Source organism: Halomonas sp. LBP4 (assembly GCF_003202205.1).
GTDB lineage: Bacteria > Pseudomonadota > Gammaproteobacteria > Pseudomonadales > Halomonadaceae > Halomonas > Halomonas flagellata.
In genome coordinates this window covers 5,276-20,165 of record NZ_PDOG01000008.1, presented here as the reverse complement: position 1 = coordinate 20,165, position 14,890 = coordinate 5,276, and the positions used below count along the sequence as shown (strand labels likewise).

At 68.6% G+C, this 14,890-nt stretch carries 16 protein-coding genes; 7 read left to right on the top strand and 9 right to left on the bottom strand.

Going from position 1 to position 14,890, the window contains the following annotated elements:
- Positions 1-63: 63 nt before the first annotated feature.
- Together CR157_RS19380 and CR157_RS19375 are read right to left on the bottom strand one after the other, a co-directional pair.
- Positions 64-2,442, bottom strand: coding sequence for an AsmA family protein (locus CR157_RS19380; RefSeq protein WP_110285193.1), 2,379 nt, complete (start codon positions 2,440-2,442; stop codon positions 64-66).
- Complete coding sequence (locus CR157_RS19375; RefSeq protein WP_110285192.1) at positions 2,439-2,891, bottom strand: acetyl-CoA sensor PanZ family protein; 453 nt, start codon at positions 2,889-2,891, stop codon at positions 2,439-2,441. The genes CR157_RS19380 and CR157_RS19375 overlap by 4 nt, the downstream gene beginning before the upstream one ends.
- A 195-nt stretch (positions 2,892-3,086) precedes the next feature.
- Between CR157_RS19375 and hisB the strand changes: the two genes are divergently transcribed.
- The 5 genes from hisB (at position 3,087) to CR157_RS19350 (ending at position 6,528) form a co-directional block, all read left to right on the top strand.
- Positions 3,087-3,680 carry an imidazoleglycerol-phosphate dehydratase HisB gene (hisB, locus tag CR157_RS19370; protein WP_110285191.1) on the top strand — a complete coding sequence of 198 codons (594 nt, stop codon included), beginning with the start codon at positions 3,087-3,089 and terminating at the stop codon, positions 3,678-3,680.
- 31 nt (positions 3,681-3,711) lie between these two features.
- A complete protein-coding gene (hisH, locus tag CR157_RS19365; protein WP_110285190.1) occupies positions 3,712-4,353 on the top strand; it encodes an imidazole glycerol phosphate synthase subunit HisH in 642 nt (213 codons plus the stop codon).
- 95 nt (positions 4,354-4,448) lie between these two features.
- Positions 4,449-5,207 carry a 1-(5-phosphoribosyl)-5-[(5-phosphoribosylamino)methylideneamino]imidazole-4-carboxamide isomerase gene (gene hisA, locus CR157_RS19360; RefSeq protein WP_110285189.1) on the top strand — a complete coding sequence of 253 codons (759 nt, stop codon included), beginning with the start codon at positions 4,449-4,451 and terminating at the stop codon, positions 5,205-5,207.
- 3 nt (positions 5,208-5,210) lie between these two features.
- On the top strand, positions 5,211-5,984 hold the full coding sequence (hisF, locus tag CR157_RS19355; RefSeq protein ID WP_110285188.1) for an imidazole glycerol phosphate synthase subunit HisF: 774 nt from the start codon (positions 5,211-5,213) through the stop codon (positions 5,982-5,984).
- 25 nt (positions 5,985-6,009) lie between these two features.
- On the top strand, positions 6,010-6,528 hold the full coding sequence (locus tag CR157_RS19350; protein WP_258364238.1) for a hypothetical protein: 519 nt from the start codon (positions 6,010-6,012) through the stop codon (positions 6,526-6,528).
- Between the two features lie 3 nt (positions 6,529-6,531).
- On the opposite strand, the gene CR157_RS19345 is transcribed toward CR157_RS19350, so the two are convergent.
- Together CR157_RS19345 and CR157_RS19340 are read right to left on the bottom strand one after the other, a co-directional pair.
- A complete protein-coding gene (locus tag CR157_RS19345; RefSeq protein ID WP_110285186.1) occupies positions 6,532-7,110 on the bottom strand; it encodes a YjaG family protein in 579 nt (192 codons plus the stop codon).
- Between the two features lie 203 nt (positions 7,111-7,313).
- Positions 7,314-7,607 (bottom strand): MGMT family protein, encoded by a 294-nt coding sequence (locus CR157_RS19340; RefSeq protein ID WP_110285185.1) that lies wholly within the window; start codon positions 7,605-7,607, stop codon positions 7,314-7,316.
- A gap of 47 nt (positions 7,608-7,654) precedes the next feature.
- On the opposite strand from CR157_RS19340, the gene CR157_RS19335 reads away from it, so the two are divergent.
- On the top strand, positions 7,655-8,350 hold the full coding sequence (locus CR157_RS19335; RefSeq protein ID WP_110285184.1) for a type 1 glutamine amidotransferase: 696 nt from the start codon (positions 7,655-7,657) through the stop codon (positions 8,348-8,350).
- Positions 8,351-8,363: 13 nt separating this feature from the next.
- Here CR157_RS19335 and mnmH read toward each other — a convergent pair whose 3' ends face one another.
- The 5 genes from mnmH to CR157_RS19310 form a co-directional block, all read right to left on the bottom strand.
- A complete protein-coding gene (gene mnmH / locus CR157_RS19330) occupies positions 8,364-9,479 on the bottom strand; it encodes a tRNA 2-selenouridine(34) synthase MnmH (RefSeq protein ID WP_110285183.1) in 1,116 nt (371 codons plus the stop codon).
- Positions 9,476-10,513, bottom strand: a complete 1,038-nt coding sequence (gene selD / locus CR157_RS19325; RefSeq protein ID WP_110285182.1) for a selenide, water dikinase SelD — start codon at positions 10,511-10,513, stop codon at positions 9,476-9,478. Before selD ends, mnmH begins: the two co-directional genes overlap by 4 nt.
- A 65-nt stretch (positions 10,514-10,578) precedes the next feature.
- Positions 10,579-11,955, bottom strand: a complete 1,377-nt coding sequence (gene radA / locus CR157_RS19320) for a DNA repair protein RadA (RefSeq protein ID WP_110285181.1) — start codon at positions 11,953-11,955, stop codon at positions 10,579-10,581.
- 85 nt (positions 11,956-12,040) lie between these two features.
- Positions 12,041-12,493, bottom strand: coding sequence for a copper resistance protein NlpE N-terminal domain-containing protein (locus tag CR157_RS19315; RefSeq protein WP_110285180.1), 453 nt, complete (start codon positions 12,491-12,493; stop codon positions 12,041-12,043).
- Positions 12,494-12,602: 109 nt separating this feature from the next.
- Positions 12,603-13,499 (bottom strand): AEC family transporter, encoded by an 897-nt coding sequence (locus tag CR157_RS19310; RefSeq protein ID WP_110285179.1) that lies wholly within the window; start codon positions 13,497-13,499, stop codon positions 12,603-12,605.
- Positions 13,500-13,628: 129 nt separating this feature from the next.
- Between CR157_RS19310 and hisC the strand changes: the two genes are divergently transcribed.
- Positions 13,629-14,684: a histidinol-phosphate transaminase gene (gene hisC, locus CR157_RS19305; RefSeq protein ID WP_110285178.1), complete on the top strand. Its 1,056-nt coding sequence runs from the start codon at positions 13,629-13,631 to the stop codon at positions 14,682-14,684.
- The last annotated feature ends 206 nt before the right edge of the window (positions 14,685-14,890 follow it).

Sequence of the window (14,890 nt, the reverse complement as noted above, 5' to 3'; positions counted from 1 at the left end):
CGTGGAAGCTGGCGAAAAAAAGCGCCGACCCGGGGTCGGCGCAGGGACTGACTTGCTTGATGCTCAATCGAACAGACCGCGCAGGGCGTCACGAAGTTCCTCGCCCGAGCCTCCGCCGAGGCTCTCATCGAGATCCTCGATGGCACCCTCGAGCCGCTGCTCGACCTCCTCACCGGCGCGCCGGCTTGCCTCGTCACGCAGCAGTTCGGCCACCGTGCCCCGGAAGGCCTCGCGGTCGAAGCGGCACCAGTCGCTGCTGTCATCGCCGAGGCTGCCCTCGCAGCGCACCGGGAAGGGTACCCGCTCGAGCCGGGGATTGACGTTGCAGGCCGCATCGGCAGTGTCGACGAAGCGTGCCGCGGCGCGCAGGTCGAAGCGTTCGCTGACCAGGTCGAGCTGGCCCTCGCCCCCCAGCTCGATGCCCGGGATGGTGACCAGCAGGTCGTCGCTGTGGACGGTGCCGTCGCGCAGCTCGAAGGTCGCGTCGGCGCGGTCGAAGCGGGTGTCGGGGTGCCAGTCGCGGGTACTCTCCTCGCCTTCCAGGGCGGCCACCGCGGTGCACAGCTCGCGGGAGACGTTGACCTCGAGGATCGCCCCCTCCTCGAGGCGTGCGGCGAAAGGACCGCTGAGCTGGCGCTTCAGCTCCGGCCAGGTATTGCCACGGGAGGTCAGCTCCCCTTCACCACTGAGCCGCCCGCGCAGCGGCGCCGGCTCCTCGCCGAGCGCCTCCAGCAGGGAGTCGATACGCACCCGGGAGAGTTGCGGCGCCAGGGCCCAGCTCAGCGGCTCGTCACGCAGCCCGAGCTCGCCGCTGGCCGCCAGGGTGCCCTCCTGGAAGCCCGATTCGAAGGAGACGAGGCGCAGCCGACCGTCACCGCCGGCGAGCGCGAGGCTCACATCGCTGAAGTCGAGCTCCATCAGGCGCAGCTCGCCGAGGGTGAGCTGGCCGTCGAGGGCGAGCTCCGCCAGCCACTCGGCCGGCACCAGGGGGCGGGGCTCGTCGGCACGCGCCCGCCCGATGCCCGGCAGGCTGCGCAGCGCGGTACTCTCGTCCGCCGTCTTCGACGCCGTCTCCGACGCCGGTTCCGCCGGCGGCAGATAGGCATCCAGGTCCAGGCTGTCGCCCTGCAGGTCGAAGTCGAGCAGCCGGCCATCGAGCCCGGCCGCCAGGCGCCCGGTGAAGGTGCTGTCGTCCAGCACCAGGGTCAGGCCGGTCAACTCGAGGCGCTCCCGGTTGCCCTCCAGAGGACTCGTCAGGGCCACGTCGGCGAGCGCCGAGTCGCCGGCCATGGTCGGCATCATCTCCAGCCGCGTGAGCCAGGGGCGCAGCGACAGCGGCGCCAGGCTCAGCTGGCCAGTGTAGGCGGGATCCGTGAGCAGCCGGCTCAGGTTCAGGTTGCCACTGAGCCGCAGGCCGTCCTCGCCGGTCAGCTCCAGCTCGCGCAGCTGGGCGGTCTGCTCGGCGAGGTCGGCGTCCAGGTTGAAGGCCAGCGATAGCGGCAAGGTCTTCTCGCCGAGGCTCGGGTGCAGCAGGCTGGCGTCGAGCTTGCCCTCGTCCAGGCGCAGGCGCCGATCCTCCGCGTCGACCACCAGCTCGCCACCCTGCAGATTGGCCTTCTGCTCCCCCTCGACGCCGGCCAGTCGGCTGGTGGTGTTCAGCATCAGCCCCTCCAGCACATAGCGTCCGTCGGCCAGCCCCAGGCTGACCCGGCTCTCGAGGGAGATGTCGCTGGCCAGCCAGGGCGAGCGCTCCAGCTCGCGCCAGTCCAGGGCATCGTGGGTGGCGAGCCGAAATGTCGCCTTGAGCGAGAAGGGCCGGTTGGGGTTGACGTTGCTGCCGGTGATGCCGACCCCCTCGAACAGCATCTCCCGGTCGGCCTGGAGATCGCGGAAGCGGATCTCGCCCTCGCGCAGCTGCACGCTGGCAATGTTCAGGGCCACGCTCAGCTTGCCGGTATCGGCACTGCCGGGGCTGGGGCCGGCACTGGCCGGGGCCAGCGCCCCCTCGGCGGCTTCGCGATCCTGGGCGAGGCGTTCGAGCAGTACCTCCCAGTTGCCGCGCCCCTCCTCGTCGCGCTCCAGATTGAGCCGCATGCCGTCCAGGGTCAGGCCATCGATGGCGATCTCGCCACGCAGCAGGGGGGCGAAGGAGAGGCTCACCTCGGCACGGCTGAAGGCGGCGAAGGAGGCCTCCTCCTCGACCTCCTGGTCGGGCAGCCAGGCCTCGGCCTTCTCGACGCTCACCCCGAGCCGCGGGTAGAAAGACCAGGTCAATGGCCCCTCCAGCGACAGCTCGAGGCCGCTCTGCTCGCGCACCACCTCGATCAGGCGCGGCTTGAGGTCATCGGGATCGAAGAAGGTGGTGACGTAGACCACCGCCCCGACCAGCACCAGCGCGAGGATACCAATGGCCGCCAGCAAGGTGCGCAACAGCCGCTTCATTGCTCGCCTCCCCGTCCTGGAAGGTTGAGTTCGAAATAGTCGCCGGCCTGAGTCAGGCGATAGCCGAGCCGGGCGAGCAGCATCTGGTCGGCCACCGGCAACTGTGACGAGGGCGCGCGCAGCTTGCGTCCCTCGACCAGTGCCGACTCTCCGACCAGCGCCAGCAGCCGTGACCCGACGCCGCGCCGGCGGGTGGTCTTGCGCACGCAGCAGTGCGACAGCCACCAGGCCTCGCCGTCATCTTCCACCGCCACGGCACCGAGCAGGCGATCATTGAAGCGCGCACAGAAGAAGAAGTGGCTGGCCGCCAGGTGCTCGCGAATGAAATCGTTCACGGGCAGCGGCAGACGCTCGGCAGGGGCATCGGCGTAGATACGGGCGAGGTCGAATCGCGCCTGGGCATCCGCTTCCCAGGCGGCCCAGTCGACGGGGTGGAGTGTCACCGGCATGCTTGGATCTCCCTGAGCCGGGGTGGCGAGGCTCGCCACCGCTGAATTGGGCATATTGTAGCGGATGGGGGGGGCAATTCTCTATAATGGCAGGCTCGCGGCGACCGGCACAGCAGTGCGTTCGCCCATTCGCCTCACGGCCCGGTGTCTGGCACCGGCCCTATCCGATATGCGCCCCGGCGCTGGAGATCCGACATGTCCGAGCGTATCGCCACGGTCACCCGGCACACCCGGGAAACCCAGATCACCGTCACCGTCAATCTCGACGGCGAGGGGCGCCTGGCCTGCGAAACCGGCGTGCCCTTCCTCGACCACATGCTCGACCAGGTGGCCCGCCACGGCCTGATCGACCTCGATATCGAGGCGGTGGGCGACCTGCATATTGATGACCACCATACCGTCGAGGACCTCGGCATCACCCTGGGCCAGGCCTTCCACCAGGCGATCGGCGACAAGCGCGGCATCCACCGCTACGGCCATGCCTACGTGCCCCTGGACGAGGCCCTGTCGCGAGTGGTGGTGGACTTCTCCGGCCGCCCGGGGCTGTTCATGAACGTCGAGTTCACCCGTGCCAGCATCGGCCGCCTCGATACTCAGCTGTTCTGGGAGTTCTTCCAGGGCTTCGTCAATCATGCCCGGATGACCCTGCACATCGATAACCTCAAGGGCTTCAACGCCCACCACCAGGCGGAAACCATCTTCAAGGCCTTTGGCCGCGCGCTGCGCATGGCCGTGGAGCCGGACCCGCGCATGGCCGGCCAGATGCCTTCCACCAAGGGCAGCCTCTGAGGCCGCCGAACGATCACACGAGGAGCGCTCCATGACCATTGCCGTCATCGACTACGGGATGGGCAACCTGCATTCCGTCGCCAAGGCACTGGAACACGTCACCCACGAGAACGTGATCGTGACGCGGGATGCCCGTCGCATCCGCGGCGCCACGCGCCTGGTGCTGCCCGGCCAGGGCGCCATTCGCGACTGCATGGGCGAGCTCGAGCGCACCGAACTGCGCGGGCTGGTGGAAGAGCTGCTCGCCCAGCAGGCCAAGCCGCTGTTGGGCATCTGTGTCGGCCAGCAGATGCTGCTCGACCACAGCGAGGAGAACAACGGCATCCACTGCCTGGGGTTCCTGCACGGCGAGGTGAAACGCTTCCCCACCGACATGCGGGACGACCTCGGGCAACGCCTCAAGGTGCCCCACATGGGCTGGAACCTGGTGCGCCAGCACCACGATCATCCACTGTGGGCCGGCATCGACCAGGACGAGCACTTCTATTTCGTGCACAGCTACTATGCCGAGGCGAGAGATGACGCCGCTGTGTTCGGCACCACCGACTACGGCCGGGTCAGCGCCCATGTCGCCATCGGCCGCGATGCCACCTTCGCCGTGCAGTTCCACCCCGAGAAGAGTTCACGCGCCGGCCTCAGGCTGTTGGAAAACTTCGTGCAGTGGAACCCTTGAGCCAACTCGACCCGCCTGATCGGCCATTCACAGGCCCCCCGCTACTGCACCACTCTTTACAGGCGCCCGAGGCCGCGCCAACCGAGGACACTGACATGCTGGTAATTCCCGCCATCGATCTCAAGGACGGCAATTGCGTCCGCCTCAAGCAGGGCCGGATGGACGACGCCACCACCTACGGCGACGACCCGGTGGCCATGGCCGCCCGCTGGGTCGAGGCCGGTGCCCGCCGCCTGCACCTGGTCGACCTCAACGGCGCCTTCGAAGGTTCCCCGGTCAACGGCGAGGCGGTCACCGCCATCGCCCGGGCCTGGCCGAACCTGCCGATCCAGATCGGCGGCGGCATCCGCGAGGCCTCCACCATCGAGCACTATCTCGCCGCCGGCGTGTCCTATGTGATCATCGGCACCAAGGCGGTGAAGGAGCCGGCCTTCGTCGGCGAGATGTGTCGCGCCTTCCCCGGGCACGTGATCGTCGGCCTCGACGCCCGCGACGGCTACGTGGCCACCGACGGCTGGGCCGAGGTCTCTTCGGTGAAGGCCACCGCCCTGGCCAAGCGTTTCGCCGACGACGGCGTCTCCAGCATCGTCTACACCGATATCGCCCGTGACGGCATGATGTCCGGTGTCAACATCGAGGCCACCGCTCAGCTTGCCCGCGAGGGGGGGCTGCCGGTGATCGCCTCGGGGGGCGTGACCGACCTCGACGACCTGCGCGCGCTGATCGAAGCCGGCGAGCCCGGCATTCTCGGCGCCATCACCGGCCGCGCCATCTACGAAGGCTCACTGGACGTGGCCGAGGGCCAACGACTGTGCGACGAACTCACTGCAGGGCTCAAGCGAGCCGGGAGCTGAATCATGGGACTGGCCAAGCGCATCATTCCCTGTCTGGACGTGGACGCCGGCCGCGTGGTCAAGGGCGTCAACTTCATCGGCATCCGCGACGCCGGTGACCCCGTGGAGATCGCCCAGCGCTACAACCAGCAGGGTGCCGACGAGATCACCTTCCTCGATATCACGGCGAGCCACGAGGACCGCGACACCACGGTGGAGATGGTCGAGCGCATCGCCGGCGAGGTGTTCATCCCGCTGACCGTGGGCGGTGGCATTCGTACCTGTGACGACATCCGCACCATGCTCAATGCCGGCGCCGACAAGGTGTCCATCAACACCGCCGCGGTGAACAATCCCGACTTCGTGCGCGAGGCCGCCGAACGCTTCGGCAGCCAGTGCATCGTGGTGGCCATCGACGCCAAGCGGGTGTCCGGTGAGGGCGAGCCGTCACGCTGGGAGATCTTCACCCATGGCGGACGCCGACCGACCGGGCTCGATGCCGTTGAGTGGGCGAAGAAGATGGTGGAATTCGGCGCCGGGGAGTTGCTGCTCACCAGCATGGACCGTGACGGCACCAAGGCCGGCTTCGACCTGGGCGTGACCCACGCCATCAGCGAGGCGGTGACCGTGCCGGTGATCGCCTCCGGCGGGGTCGGCAACCTCGACCACCTGGTCGAGGGCGTGCTCGAGGGCGGCGCCGATGCGGTACTGGCGGCCAGCATCTTCCACTTCGGCGAATACACCATCCCCGAGGCCAAGCGCTACATGGCCGAACGCGGTATCGAGATGCGGCTCTGAGGGGCATCCGGGAGACACGGACACGATGCAGTCACCATGGAAGGCGGCGGCAGGTGCCCTGGCCATGCCCCTGCTGCTGGCAGTCGCTGGCCCGGTCACGGCCGAGGCAGGGCCAATCTGGCCCCCCAAGCCGAAGCTGGACCATGTGCTGGTGCAGACCAGCCTCTATACCGACCACTTCAGCTCCGACCCGGAACATACCAACCAGCAGAAGCTGGCCAGCGTGGAGTTGCACAATCCGCAGCGCTGGCTGGTCGGTGCCGCCGGGTTCAAGAACTCCTTCGACCAGGACTCCCTCTATCTCTATGTGGGACGGGAGTTTCCCTTCTGGGAACCCGCCGAGTCGGTCACTTTTCGCACCAAGCTCACCGCCGGTGCCCTCCACGGCTACCGCGGCGAGTACCGCGACAAGATCCCCTTCAATCGCTACGAGATCGCCCCGGCGGCACTGCCTAGCGTCGGCGTGCAGTGGGGGCGCGTCGAGTCCGACCTGATCGTGTTCGGCACCGCCGGCCTGTTGGTGACCGCCGGCGTGCGCTTCTAGTGCCTAGTCCATCGACAGGCCCAGATTGCTGACCCCATCGTTGCGGCCAAGCCGGCGCAGCGCCTTGAGGGCGTCGCGGTCGAGCCGACCCTCGACCGCCTCGAGCACCGCATCCTGGAAATCGTTCTCGTCGGCCATCAGCGGGTGGTCACGCACCAGCACGGCCAGCCGCCCGGCATCCTCCTCACCCTCGGTGAGCTCGATATAGGCGCGCACGCCACCCTTCGAGGCACGACTGACCTCGAGCACCGCCTCCGGGGCCTCGCCGCGCAGGGTGTCGAGCAGCGCCGAGAGGGCCACCACCGCCTCCAGGGCCCGCCGGGCACCGAAGCTGTCGTCCTCGGCGGGTGGCTCCAGCTCGGCGAGCTTCTCGGCCTGACGCTCGAAGTCGATCTTCGCGTCACGCACCGCCAGCCGCTCCCAGACCAGGTCGAGGATCACCCTGAGCCCATGGGGGTCGCCGTGGCCGGCGGTCTCGGCGTAGAGGGCATAGTTGGGCAGCAGGCGCTCGCACAGCGCCGCCATGAAGGCCTGCTGGCGGCGCGGGTCGAGCTGCTGCAGGCGCTGGAAGAAGCCGCTCATGGAGTCTCCTTGGTATGTCGTTGTCTCAATGCTTGGCGTTACCCGGCCGATGTGGCCAGAGAGAATCGGCGAGGGCGCCGGGGACAGGGCGTAGAGGGGGCCTGCGCCAGGGAAGGCGTCGGTAGCGTCCAGGGGGGGGGGGGGGGCACAGCGCCCCCTCGAAGGCCTGTCGCCGGATCAGCCCGAGCGGTGTCGGACAACCTTCAGGGCCACATAAGCGAGGCCGGGGCCCGGCCGCGGGCATCCAGCACCACCCCCTCGGCGGCGAGCCGCGCGCGCTGCTCTGCGGCGCCGGGATGATCGGCCAGCTTGCGAGAGGCGGTGATGACTCGGAACCAGGGCAGGTCGTGGCCGGCGGGCAGTTCGCGCAGGGCCCGGGCCACCAGGCGCGGCGTGGCGCCCTCGGTCATCGCGGCGATGCACCCGTAGGTGGTCACCCGGCCGGGGGGTATCTCGGCCAGGATGGTCAGTATCTGTTCCCGCAGCTCCCGCTTCATGTACCCTTGCGCTCCCACCCTGTCCACCCATCGATGGCGAGGCTCCCATGCACCTTCACCTGCTCCAGCACAGCCCCCACCACGGTCCGGCCCGGCTGGCCGACTGGCTGACCAGCATGGGCCACAGCTATACGGTCTTCCACCTCGATGCCGGCGAACTCCCGCCCCGGCTGGCCGACTGCGACGCCCTGGTCGTGCTCGACGGCCCCATGGGCAGCGCCGACGATGACGAGCATCCCTGGCTGCGGCGAGAACGCAAGTTGATCGAGCAGGCCCTCGATGGCAACAAGCCGCTGCTGGGCATCGGCCTGGGCGCGAAGCTGATCGCCTCGGCGCTGGGCGCCGTGGTCTCGGCGGGCACCTTCGCCGAGACCGGCTGGCACCGGGTCGACCTGGCCCCCGGCAGCCCCTTCGACCTGCCGGAGCAGTTCGACGCCTTCATGTGGCACCGCGACGTCTTCGGGCTACCCGACGACAGCCAGCCCCTGGGCGGCAGCGCGGCGAGCCCGGTACAGGGGTTCGCCTGGGATGCCGGCCGGGTGGTGGGCCTGCTGTGTCACCTGGAGGCGACCCGAGACAGCGTGACCGCGCTGCTCGACCACCAGGCCCCGCCCAGTGGCGGCGACACCAGCCCCCATACCCAGCCACGCGACGCCATGCTCGACGAGTCGAAGCGGTTCGACCTGCTCGCCCCACTGCTCGATCGTGTGCTCAGCCAGTGGCTGCGCAGCGTCCCGGCCTGATATGGCCTCGGCCTCAGGCCGGCTGGCCTGGCGCCGGGTGCATGGCCTCGGCCGACCACGCCCTGGCCGCCGCGAGGCAGCTCTCCCAGTCCCCCACGTGGAGAAAGCGCCGCTCCGGGTGCTTCTCCAGCTGGTGGCGGTACATGGGGTCGTAGTATTCGGTGAGCAGAGGGGCCAGCCAGGCCTCGTGGGCCTGGCGATTGCCGCGCTCGTGCTCGCGGAAGGCCAGGGCCTGCAGCCGCTGCAGCCGCGCCAACCGGGCACTGCCCAGGCGTTTCCTGAGCCGAGCCAGGGAGCCGGCGAGTTGCTTGCGCATCAGCGCCCAGCCCAGCCAGTCGCCGAACTGCGCCCGATGGACCTCCCAGAGGTCGTCGATGTAGTCCTTGTGGATCTGCGCCAGTCGCCAGTCCAGGGGCATCTCCACCCGCAGCCGCGGGGCACGCTCCATGGCCCGCCAGAAAGTCAGCGGAATGTTCGCGGCCCCGATATGGCGGGACTCGTCCTCGACGACCAGGGGGCCCGGCAGATCCAGCAGGCGTCGCCCCATGGCGTGCTCGAAGTCGATCTGCGAGGGCGCCGGCAGTGGGTGCCGGCCGAACGCGGAGCCCTTGTGGCGAGCACAGCCCTCCAGGTCGAGCCCGTTGGGAAGCCGCCGGATCAGTGCGGTCTTGGCACAACCGGTCAGCCCGCCCACTACCAGCAGTGGCTGCTCGGCGGCGGCGTCGATGCGCTCGCACAATGCCTGACGCATTGCCTTCCAGCCCCCGCGGATACGCGGGCGCTCGAGGCCGGCTTCCATCAGCCACTGCTGGGCGACCTGCGAGCGCAACCCGCCACGGAAGCAGTAGATGACGGCGTCGGGATGGGACTCGAGCAGTCGTCGCCAGGCGGCGACCCTGGCCGCCTTGATCCCGTCGCGAACCAGCCGCTCGCCGAGCTCGATGGCGGCCTGCTGACCGCGCTGCTTGTATTCGATCCCGACCCGGTGGCGCTCCTCGTCGTCCATCAGCGGCAGGTTGACGGCACCGGGCAGCGCCCCTTGGGCGAACTCGACCGGGGCACGCACGTCGATCAGCACGCGCCCTTCCTGCAGTAGCCCAAGGTCAGGCTCGACCAGCGGCAAGCTCATCCACGCACCTCGATCAGCGCTTCTCCCGTGGCGGCGATGATCTCGCCGAAGGGCACGAGCTCGATACCGTGGGCGCGGCCGATGCGCTCGACGTCGTCCTCCCAGGAGGGATGCACCGAGAGCAGCAGGCCCCCCGAGGTCTGGGGATCACAGAGCCACTGCCAGTGCGCCTCGTCCATGGCCGGCAGCGAGGCACCCAGCGCCTCGCGGTTACGCCGGGTACCACCCGGCACCGCGCCCTGGCGGCGGTAGGCCTCGGCCTCGGCCAGGCGCGGCAGGCGACGGAAATCGACCCGTGCGGCCACGCCGCTGGCCGCGCACACCTCGGCCAGGTGGCCCGCCAGGCCGAAGCCGGTGACGTCGGTCATGGCGTTCACGCCCTTGACCGTTGCCAGCTCGACGCCAATCCGGTTGGACGCGAGCATGGTCTCCCGGGCCAGGCCCTGGTGGCCGGCCTCGAGCAGGCCCTGCTTCTCGGCGGTGGTGAGCAGGCCCACCCCCAGTGGCTTGGTCAGGAACAGCAGGTCGCCGACCTGGGCCCCCTTGTTGAGCTTGAGGTGGGCGAGGTCCACCAGGCCGTTGACTGCCAGGCCGAAGATCGGCTCCGGGGCATCGATGGAGTGACCACCGGCCAGCGCCAGGCCCAGCTCGCGGCAGACCGCCTGGGCGCCGGCCACCACATCGCCGGCGACCTCGGGCCCCAGCTTGTCCAGCGGCCAGCCGAGGATGCCGAGTGCCAGCACCGGTTTGCCGCCCATGGCATAGACGTCGCTGATGGCATTGGTCGCGGCGATACGGCCGAAGTCGAAGGGGTCATCGACGATGGGCATGAAGAAGTCGGTGGTGGCGATCATGCCGCGCCCGTCGCCCAGGTCATAGACGGCGGCATCCTCGCGCCCCTGGTTGCCGACGATCAACCGCGAATGACTGGCGCCCGGCCCGGCCTTGGCCAGGATGCCGTCGAGCACGTCGGGGGCGATCTTGCAGCCACAGCCGGCCCCGTGGCTGTACTGAGTCAGGCGGATGGCGGTCATCTCGTTCTCCTTGGCAATCGTTACCGGCATTCTACAACATGCGGGCGCTTCGTTCGGGACTCACCTCACAACACCTCCAGGGCATCGGCCAACTTGTCCACCGCCACCACCTCCATGCCCTCGGGGTCACGCTTGGGGGCATTGGCGCGGGGCACGATGGCCCGCTTGAAGCCATGCTTGGCCGCCTCGACGATGCGCTCCTGCCCACTGGGCACCGGGCGGATCTCGCCGGAGAGCCCCACCTCGCCGAACACCACCAGCTCGCGGGCCAGGGGCCGGTTCTGCAGGCTGGAGACCACCGCCAGCAGCACGGCGAGGTCGGCACTGGTCTCCAGTACCTTGACCCCACCGACCACGTTGAGGAAGACGTCCTGGTCACCGGTGAACAGGCCGCCGTGCCGATGCAGCACCGCCAGCAGCATGGCCAGGCGGTTCTGGTCGAGGCCCACGGCGACCCGGCGCGGGTTACCGAGCGCCGAGTCGTCGAGCAGCGCCTGCACCTCCACCAGGATCGGCCGGGTGCCCTCCCAGACCACCATCACCAGGCTGCCGGAAGCTTGCTCTTCGCCCCGCGACAGGAAGATGGCGCTGGGATTCTTCACCTCCTTGAGACCGTGCTCGAGCATGGCGAACACCCCCAGCTCGTTGACCGCCCCGAAGCGGTTCTTCTGGCCCCGCAGGGTACGGAAGCGCGAGTCGGCCCCGCCCTCGAGCAGCAGCGAGGCATCGATCATGTGCTCGAGTACCTTGGGGCCGGCCAGGGTGCCATCCTTGGTCACATGGCCCACCAGCAGCAGCACGGTATTCGACTGCTTGGCGAAGCGCGTCAGGGCCGCAGCGGACTCGCGCACCTGGGCTACGCCGCCGGGCGCCGAGGCGATGTCCTCCAGGTGCATGGTCTGGATGGAGTCGATCACCAGGATCTCCGGACGCTCGCGCTCGGCCACGGCGAGGATGGTCTCGACACTGGTCTCGGCCAGCATCTTGAGCCCCCGGGTGGGCAGCTGCAGGCGGTGCGCGCGCATCGCCACCTGGGAGAGCGACTCCTCGCCGGTGACATAGAGCACGCCGCACCCCTGGGCCAGCTTGCAGGCGGTCTGCAGCAGCAGGGTCGACTTGCCGGCCCCGGGATTGCCCCCCAGCAGCACCGCCGACCCCGGCACCAGGCCGCCCCCCAGCACCCGGTCGAACTCCTCGAAGGTCGAGGAGAGCCGCGGCACTTCGGCGAGGTCGACGTTGGCCAGGTCGACCACCTCCCGCGACAGGTCGCCGGCATAGCCGCCGCGAGCGGCCCCATTGGCCGCGCCGGCGCCGGGCCGCGCCGCCGCCAGCCTCACTTCGCTCAGGGTGTTCCACTCCTGGCAGCTGCTGCACTGCCCCTGCCACTTGCGGTATTCGGCACCGCACTCGGTGCAGACGAAGGCGCTTTTCGCTTTGGCCATGCGGTGCTCTCTATGGTCGTATGGCGCCCATTCCAACGTGGGAGGGCGGCCCGCAGGCCGCCCTCCCGAGTCGCCGCTCGGCCGATCACTGGCGCTGCAGTTGCAGCATCTCGTTGTTCTGGAAGCGACGGCGCTGGGGATCGATCAGCTCCAGGGTCCGGTCGTCGACACGCAGGAAATAGTAGATCTGGCCCTCTCCGTCCGGGGTGAGCTCGTAGACGGTGGCATCCGGGTCCGAGGCCGTTCCGCCGAGCACTTCCCAGTTGCCGGCATAGTGCTCGTCCGGCGGGTTCTGTGGGTGCTCCCGGTAGGTGGCCTGGAGAGAGAAGGTGCGCTCCTCCGATGCGGATTCTTCGTCGCCGGTCAGTCGCACGTCGAGATCGATTCCGTCACAGTTGCGGCACGGCAGGGTGCCCTGATAGACCACCTCGGTGCCGTCCATTTCGGGTGCCACGGCACGATCATCGGTCGGGCCGGCCGCACAGCCGGCCAGCAGGGCGAGCAAGGCCGAGCCAGCCAGCAAGGTCCTGATTTGCATTTTAGTCCTCCTAACCAAAGGGCATGACGCCGTGAGCCACGGCAGCCTGGGTGATAGCATAACCTCTCATGTCCTCAGCGGACAGCCTCCGACGCCGAGGGAGGGCCGGTCATGACACGCCCGAATGCACGTAGGCGAATACCGCGGCCAGCACCACCGGCATCACCACCAGGCTGCCCAGGTTGCCGATCAGCACGAGCGAGGCCACCTTGTGCGGCTCCTGCCGGTACTGTTCGGCCACCAGATAGTTGAGCACCGCCGGTGGCAGCGCGGCGAACACCCACAGCGCCGCGGCCTGCAGTCCGCCGAGGCCGAGCAGCCATACCAGTGGCGCGGCCAGCACCAGGCCGGAAAGCGGACAGAGCAATGCCCCCAGCAGTCCGGTCTTCCAGTCACCGAAGTCGATGTCCAGCATCCTCACCCCCAGGGCGAAGAGCAGCAGCGGGATGCAGACTCCGCCCAGCATGTGCAGCGCCTCCAGTAGCCAGTCCGGCAGCGGCACGCCCCCCAGGTTGACACCCAGGCCGGCGATGCTGGACAGCACGATGGGCATGCGCAGCAACCGCCACAGCGGCGTCCGCGGGCTGAGCATGTAGAGCCCCACCGAAAAGTGCAGCAGCATCTCGACAATGAACAGCACCACCGCCGCCGGCAGCGCCGCCTCGCCGAAGGCCAGCAGCAGGAGCGGAATCCCCATGTTGCCCGAGTTGTTGAACATCATCGGCGGCAGGAAGGTCTTCGGCTCCAGCTTCAGCCACTTCACCACAGGCCACAGCAGCAATCCCGACCCCAGCACCACCACGACTCCTGCCAGCGCCAGGCCGACATACTCCTCCAGGGGGGCCTGCCCATCGGCGAGCACGGCGAACACCAGCATGGGCACGAACAGCTCCATGTTGAGGGTGTTCATGCCGCGGATGTCGGGTGTGCGGTAGCGACCATAGAGGGTTCCACAGCCGGCGATCAGGAACACCGGCAGCAGGGTCGCGAGGATCTGTGCGGTCATGATGGGATCCAGTGGATTCGGATGCGCGCAAATGGGCACCAGCCTAGCATGCTGGCGGCTTGCGCGGTCAGGCCGCGCACGTCACCATGATCGGAGTCCACCCAACCCGAGCCACCCGAGCGAGTGACCATGAGCAAGTTCTGGAGCCCCGTGGTTCGCGAACTGACGCCCTATGTACCCGGCGAGCAGCCCCGTGAACGCCTCATCAAGCTGAATACCAACGAGAACCCCTACCCCCCGGCGCCAGGCGTCGAGACGGTGCTGCGCGACTTCCCCGCCGACCACCTGCGGCTCTACCCCGACCCGGAGTCCCGTGCCCTGCGCGAGGCGCTCGCCCGTGAGCTCGGCGTGACGATGCAGGAAGTGTTCGTCGGCAACGGCTCCGACGAGGTGCTGGCGCTGGCCTTCCAGGCCTTCTTCTGCCAGGAGCGGCCACTGGCGATGCCTGCCATCACCTACAGCTTCTATCCTGTCTACTGCAAGCTGTATGGTGTCGAGCGCCGTACCCATGTCTTGACCGACCAGTGGCAGGTGGACCTGGATGCCTTCGGCCCCGACTGCGGCGGCGTGGTCTTCGCCAACCCCAATGCCCCCACCGGCCATGGCCATGGTCGCGAGGCCATTGCCGGCCTGCTCGAGCGTGTCACCGAGTCGGTGGTCCTGGTGGACGAGGCCTACGTGGATTTCGGCGGTGAAAGCGCCGTGCCCCTGGTCGCTCGTTACCCCAACCTGCTGGTCACCGGCACCTTCTCCAAGTCGCGCAGCCTGGCCGGGCTACGCCTGGGCTACGCCGTGGGCTCACGAGAGCTGATCGAGGGGCTCGAGCGGGTCAAGAACTCCTTCAACTCCTACCCCATCGACAGCTTGGCCAGCGCTGCCGGCGTCGCGGCCCTGGAGGACAGGGAGCACTTCGATGCATGCCGAGAGAAGGTGATCACCACCCGGGAGCGGACCCGACGGCGCCTGGCAGACCTCGGCTTCGAGGTGCTGCCCTCGCAGACCAACTTCGTGCTCACCCGCCACCCCGAGTTCGATGCCGCCCAGCTGTTCGTCGGGCTGCGCGAGCGCGGCATCCTGGTGCGCCACTTCAATACCGAGGCGCTGCGTGACTTCCTGCGTATCACCATCGGCACCGAGGACGAGATGGATAGCCTGATCGAGACCCTCGAGACCCTCTGCCGCTGACTCCAGTCGCCAGGAATACGAACGCCAGCTCCATGATGGAAGCTGGCGTTTTCATATTGGCTTCGGCCACAAGTGAAAAAACCCCGGACACGGATGTGCTCGGGGTTTTCTCAGAAGAAGTGCCTGACGATGACCTACTCTCGCATGGGGGTGAGACCGCCCGGCCCTTCGCGGCACCGCCGCGAGGGCGGTCGAACGCCCCGAGT

Bases quoted from the DNA above. Each gene is read 5' to 3' on its own strand.
- mnmH (WP_110285183.1), bottom strand. From the start codon at position 9,479: ATGAGCTTGCCGCTGGTCGAGCCTGACCTTGGGCTACTGCAGGAAGGG.
- CR157_RS19310 (WP_110285179.1), bottom strand. From the start codon at position 13,499: ATGACCGCACAGATCCTCGCGACCCTGCTGCCGGTGTTCCTGATCGCC.
- selD (WP_110285182.1), bottom strand. From the start codon at position 10,513: ATGACCGCCATCCGCCTGACTCAGTACAGCCACGGGGCCGGCTGTGGC.
- CR157_RS19340 (WP_110285185.1), bottom strand. From the start codon at position 7,607: ATGAAGCGGGAGCTGCGGGAACAGATACTGACCATCCTGGCCGAGATA.
- CR157_RS19345 (WP_110285186.1), bottom strand. From the start codon at position 7,110: ATGAGCGGCTTCTTCCAGCGCCTGCAGCAGCTCGACCCGCGCCGCCAG.
- hisA (WP_110285189.1), top strand. From the start codon at position 4,449: ATGCTGGTAATTCCCGCCATCGATCTCAAGGACGGCAATTGCGTCCGC.
- hisB (WP_110285191.1), top strand. From the start codon at position 3,087: ATGTCCGAGCGTATCGCCACGGTCACCCGGCACACCCGGGAAACCCAG.
- CR157_RS19375 (WP_110285192.1), bottom strand. From the start codon at position 2,891: ATGCCGGTGACACTCCACCCCGTCGACTGGGCCGCCTGGGAAGCGGAT.
- CR157_RS19350 (WP_258364238.1), top strand. From the start codon at position 6,010: ATGCAGTCACCATGGAAGGCGGCGGCAGGTGCCCTGGCCATGCCCCTG.
- CR157_RS19380 (WP_110285193.1), bottom strand. From the start codon at position 2,442: ATGAAGCGGCTGTTGCGCACCTTGCTGGCGGCCATTGGTATCCTCGCG.
- radA (WP_110285181.1), bottom strand. From the start codon at position 11,955: ATGGCCAAAGCGAAAAGCGCCTTCGTCTGCACCGAGTGCGGTGCCGAA.
- hisF (WP_110285188.1), top strand. From the start codon at position 5,211: ATGGGACTGGCCAAGCGCATCATTCCCTGTCTGGACGTGGACGCCGGC.
- hisC (WP_110285178.1), top strand. From the start codon at position 13,629: ATGAGCAAGTTCTGGAGCCCCGTGGTTCGCGAACTGACGCCCTATGTA.
- CR157_RS19335 (WP_110285184.1), top strand. From the start codon at position 7,655: ATGCACCTTCACCTGCTCCAGCACAGCCCCCACCACGGTCCGGCCCGG.
- CR157_RS19315 (WP_110285180.1), bottom strand. From the start codon at position 12,493: ATGCAAATCAGGACCTTGCTGGCTGGCTCGGCCTTGCTCGCCCTGCTG.
- hisH (WP_110285190.1), top strand. From the start codon at position 3,712: ATGACCATTGCCGTCATCGACTACGGGATGGGCAACCTGCATTCCGTC.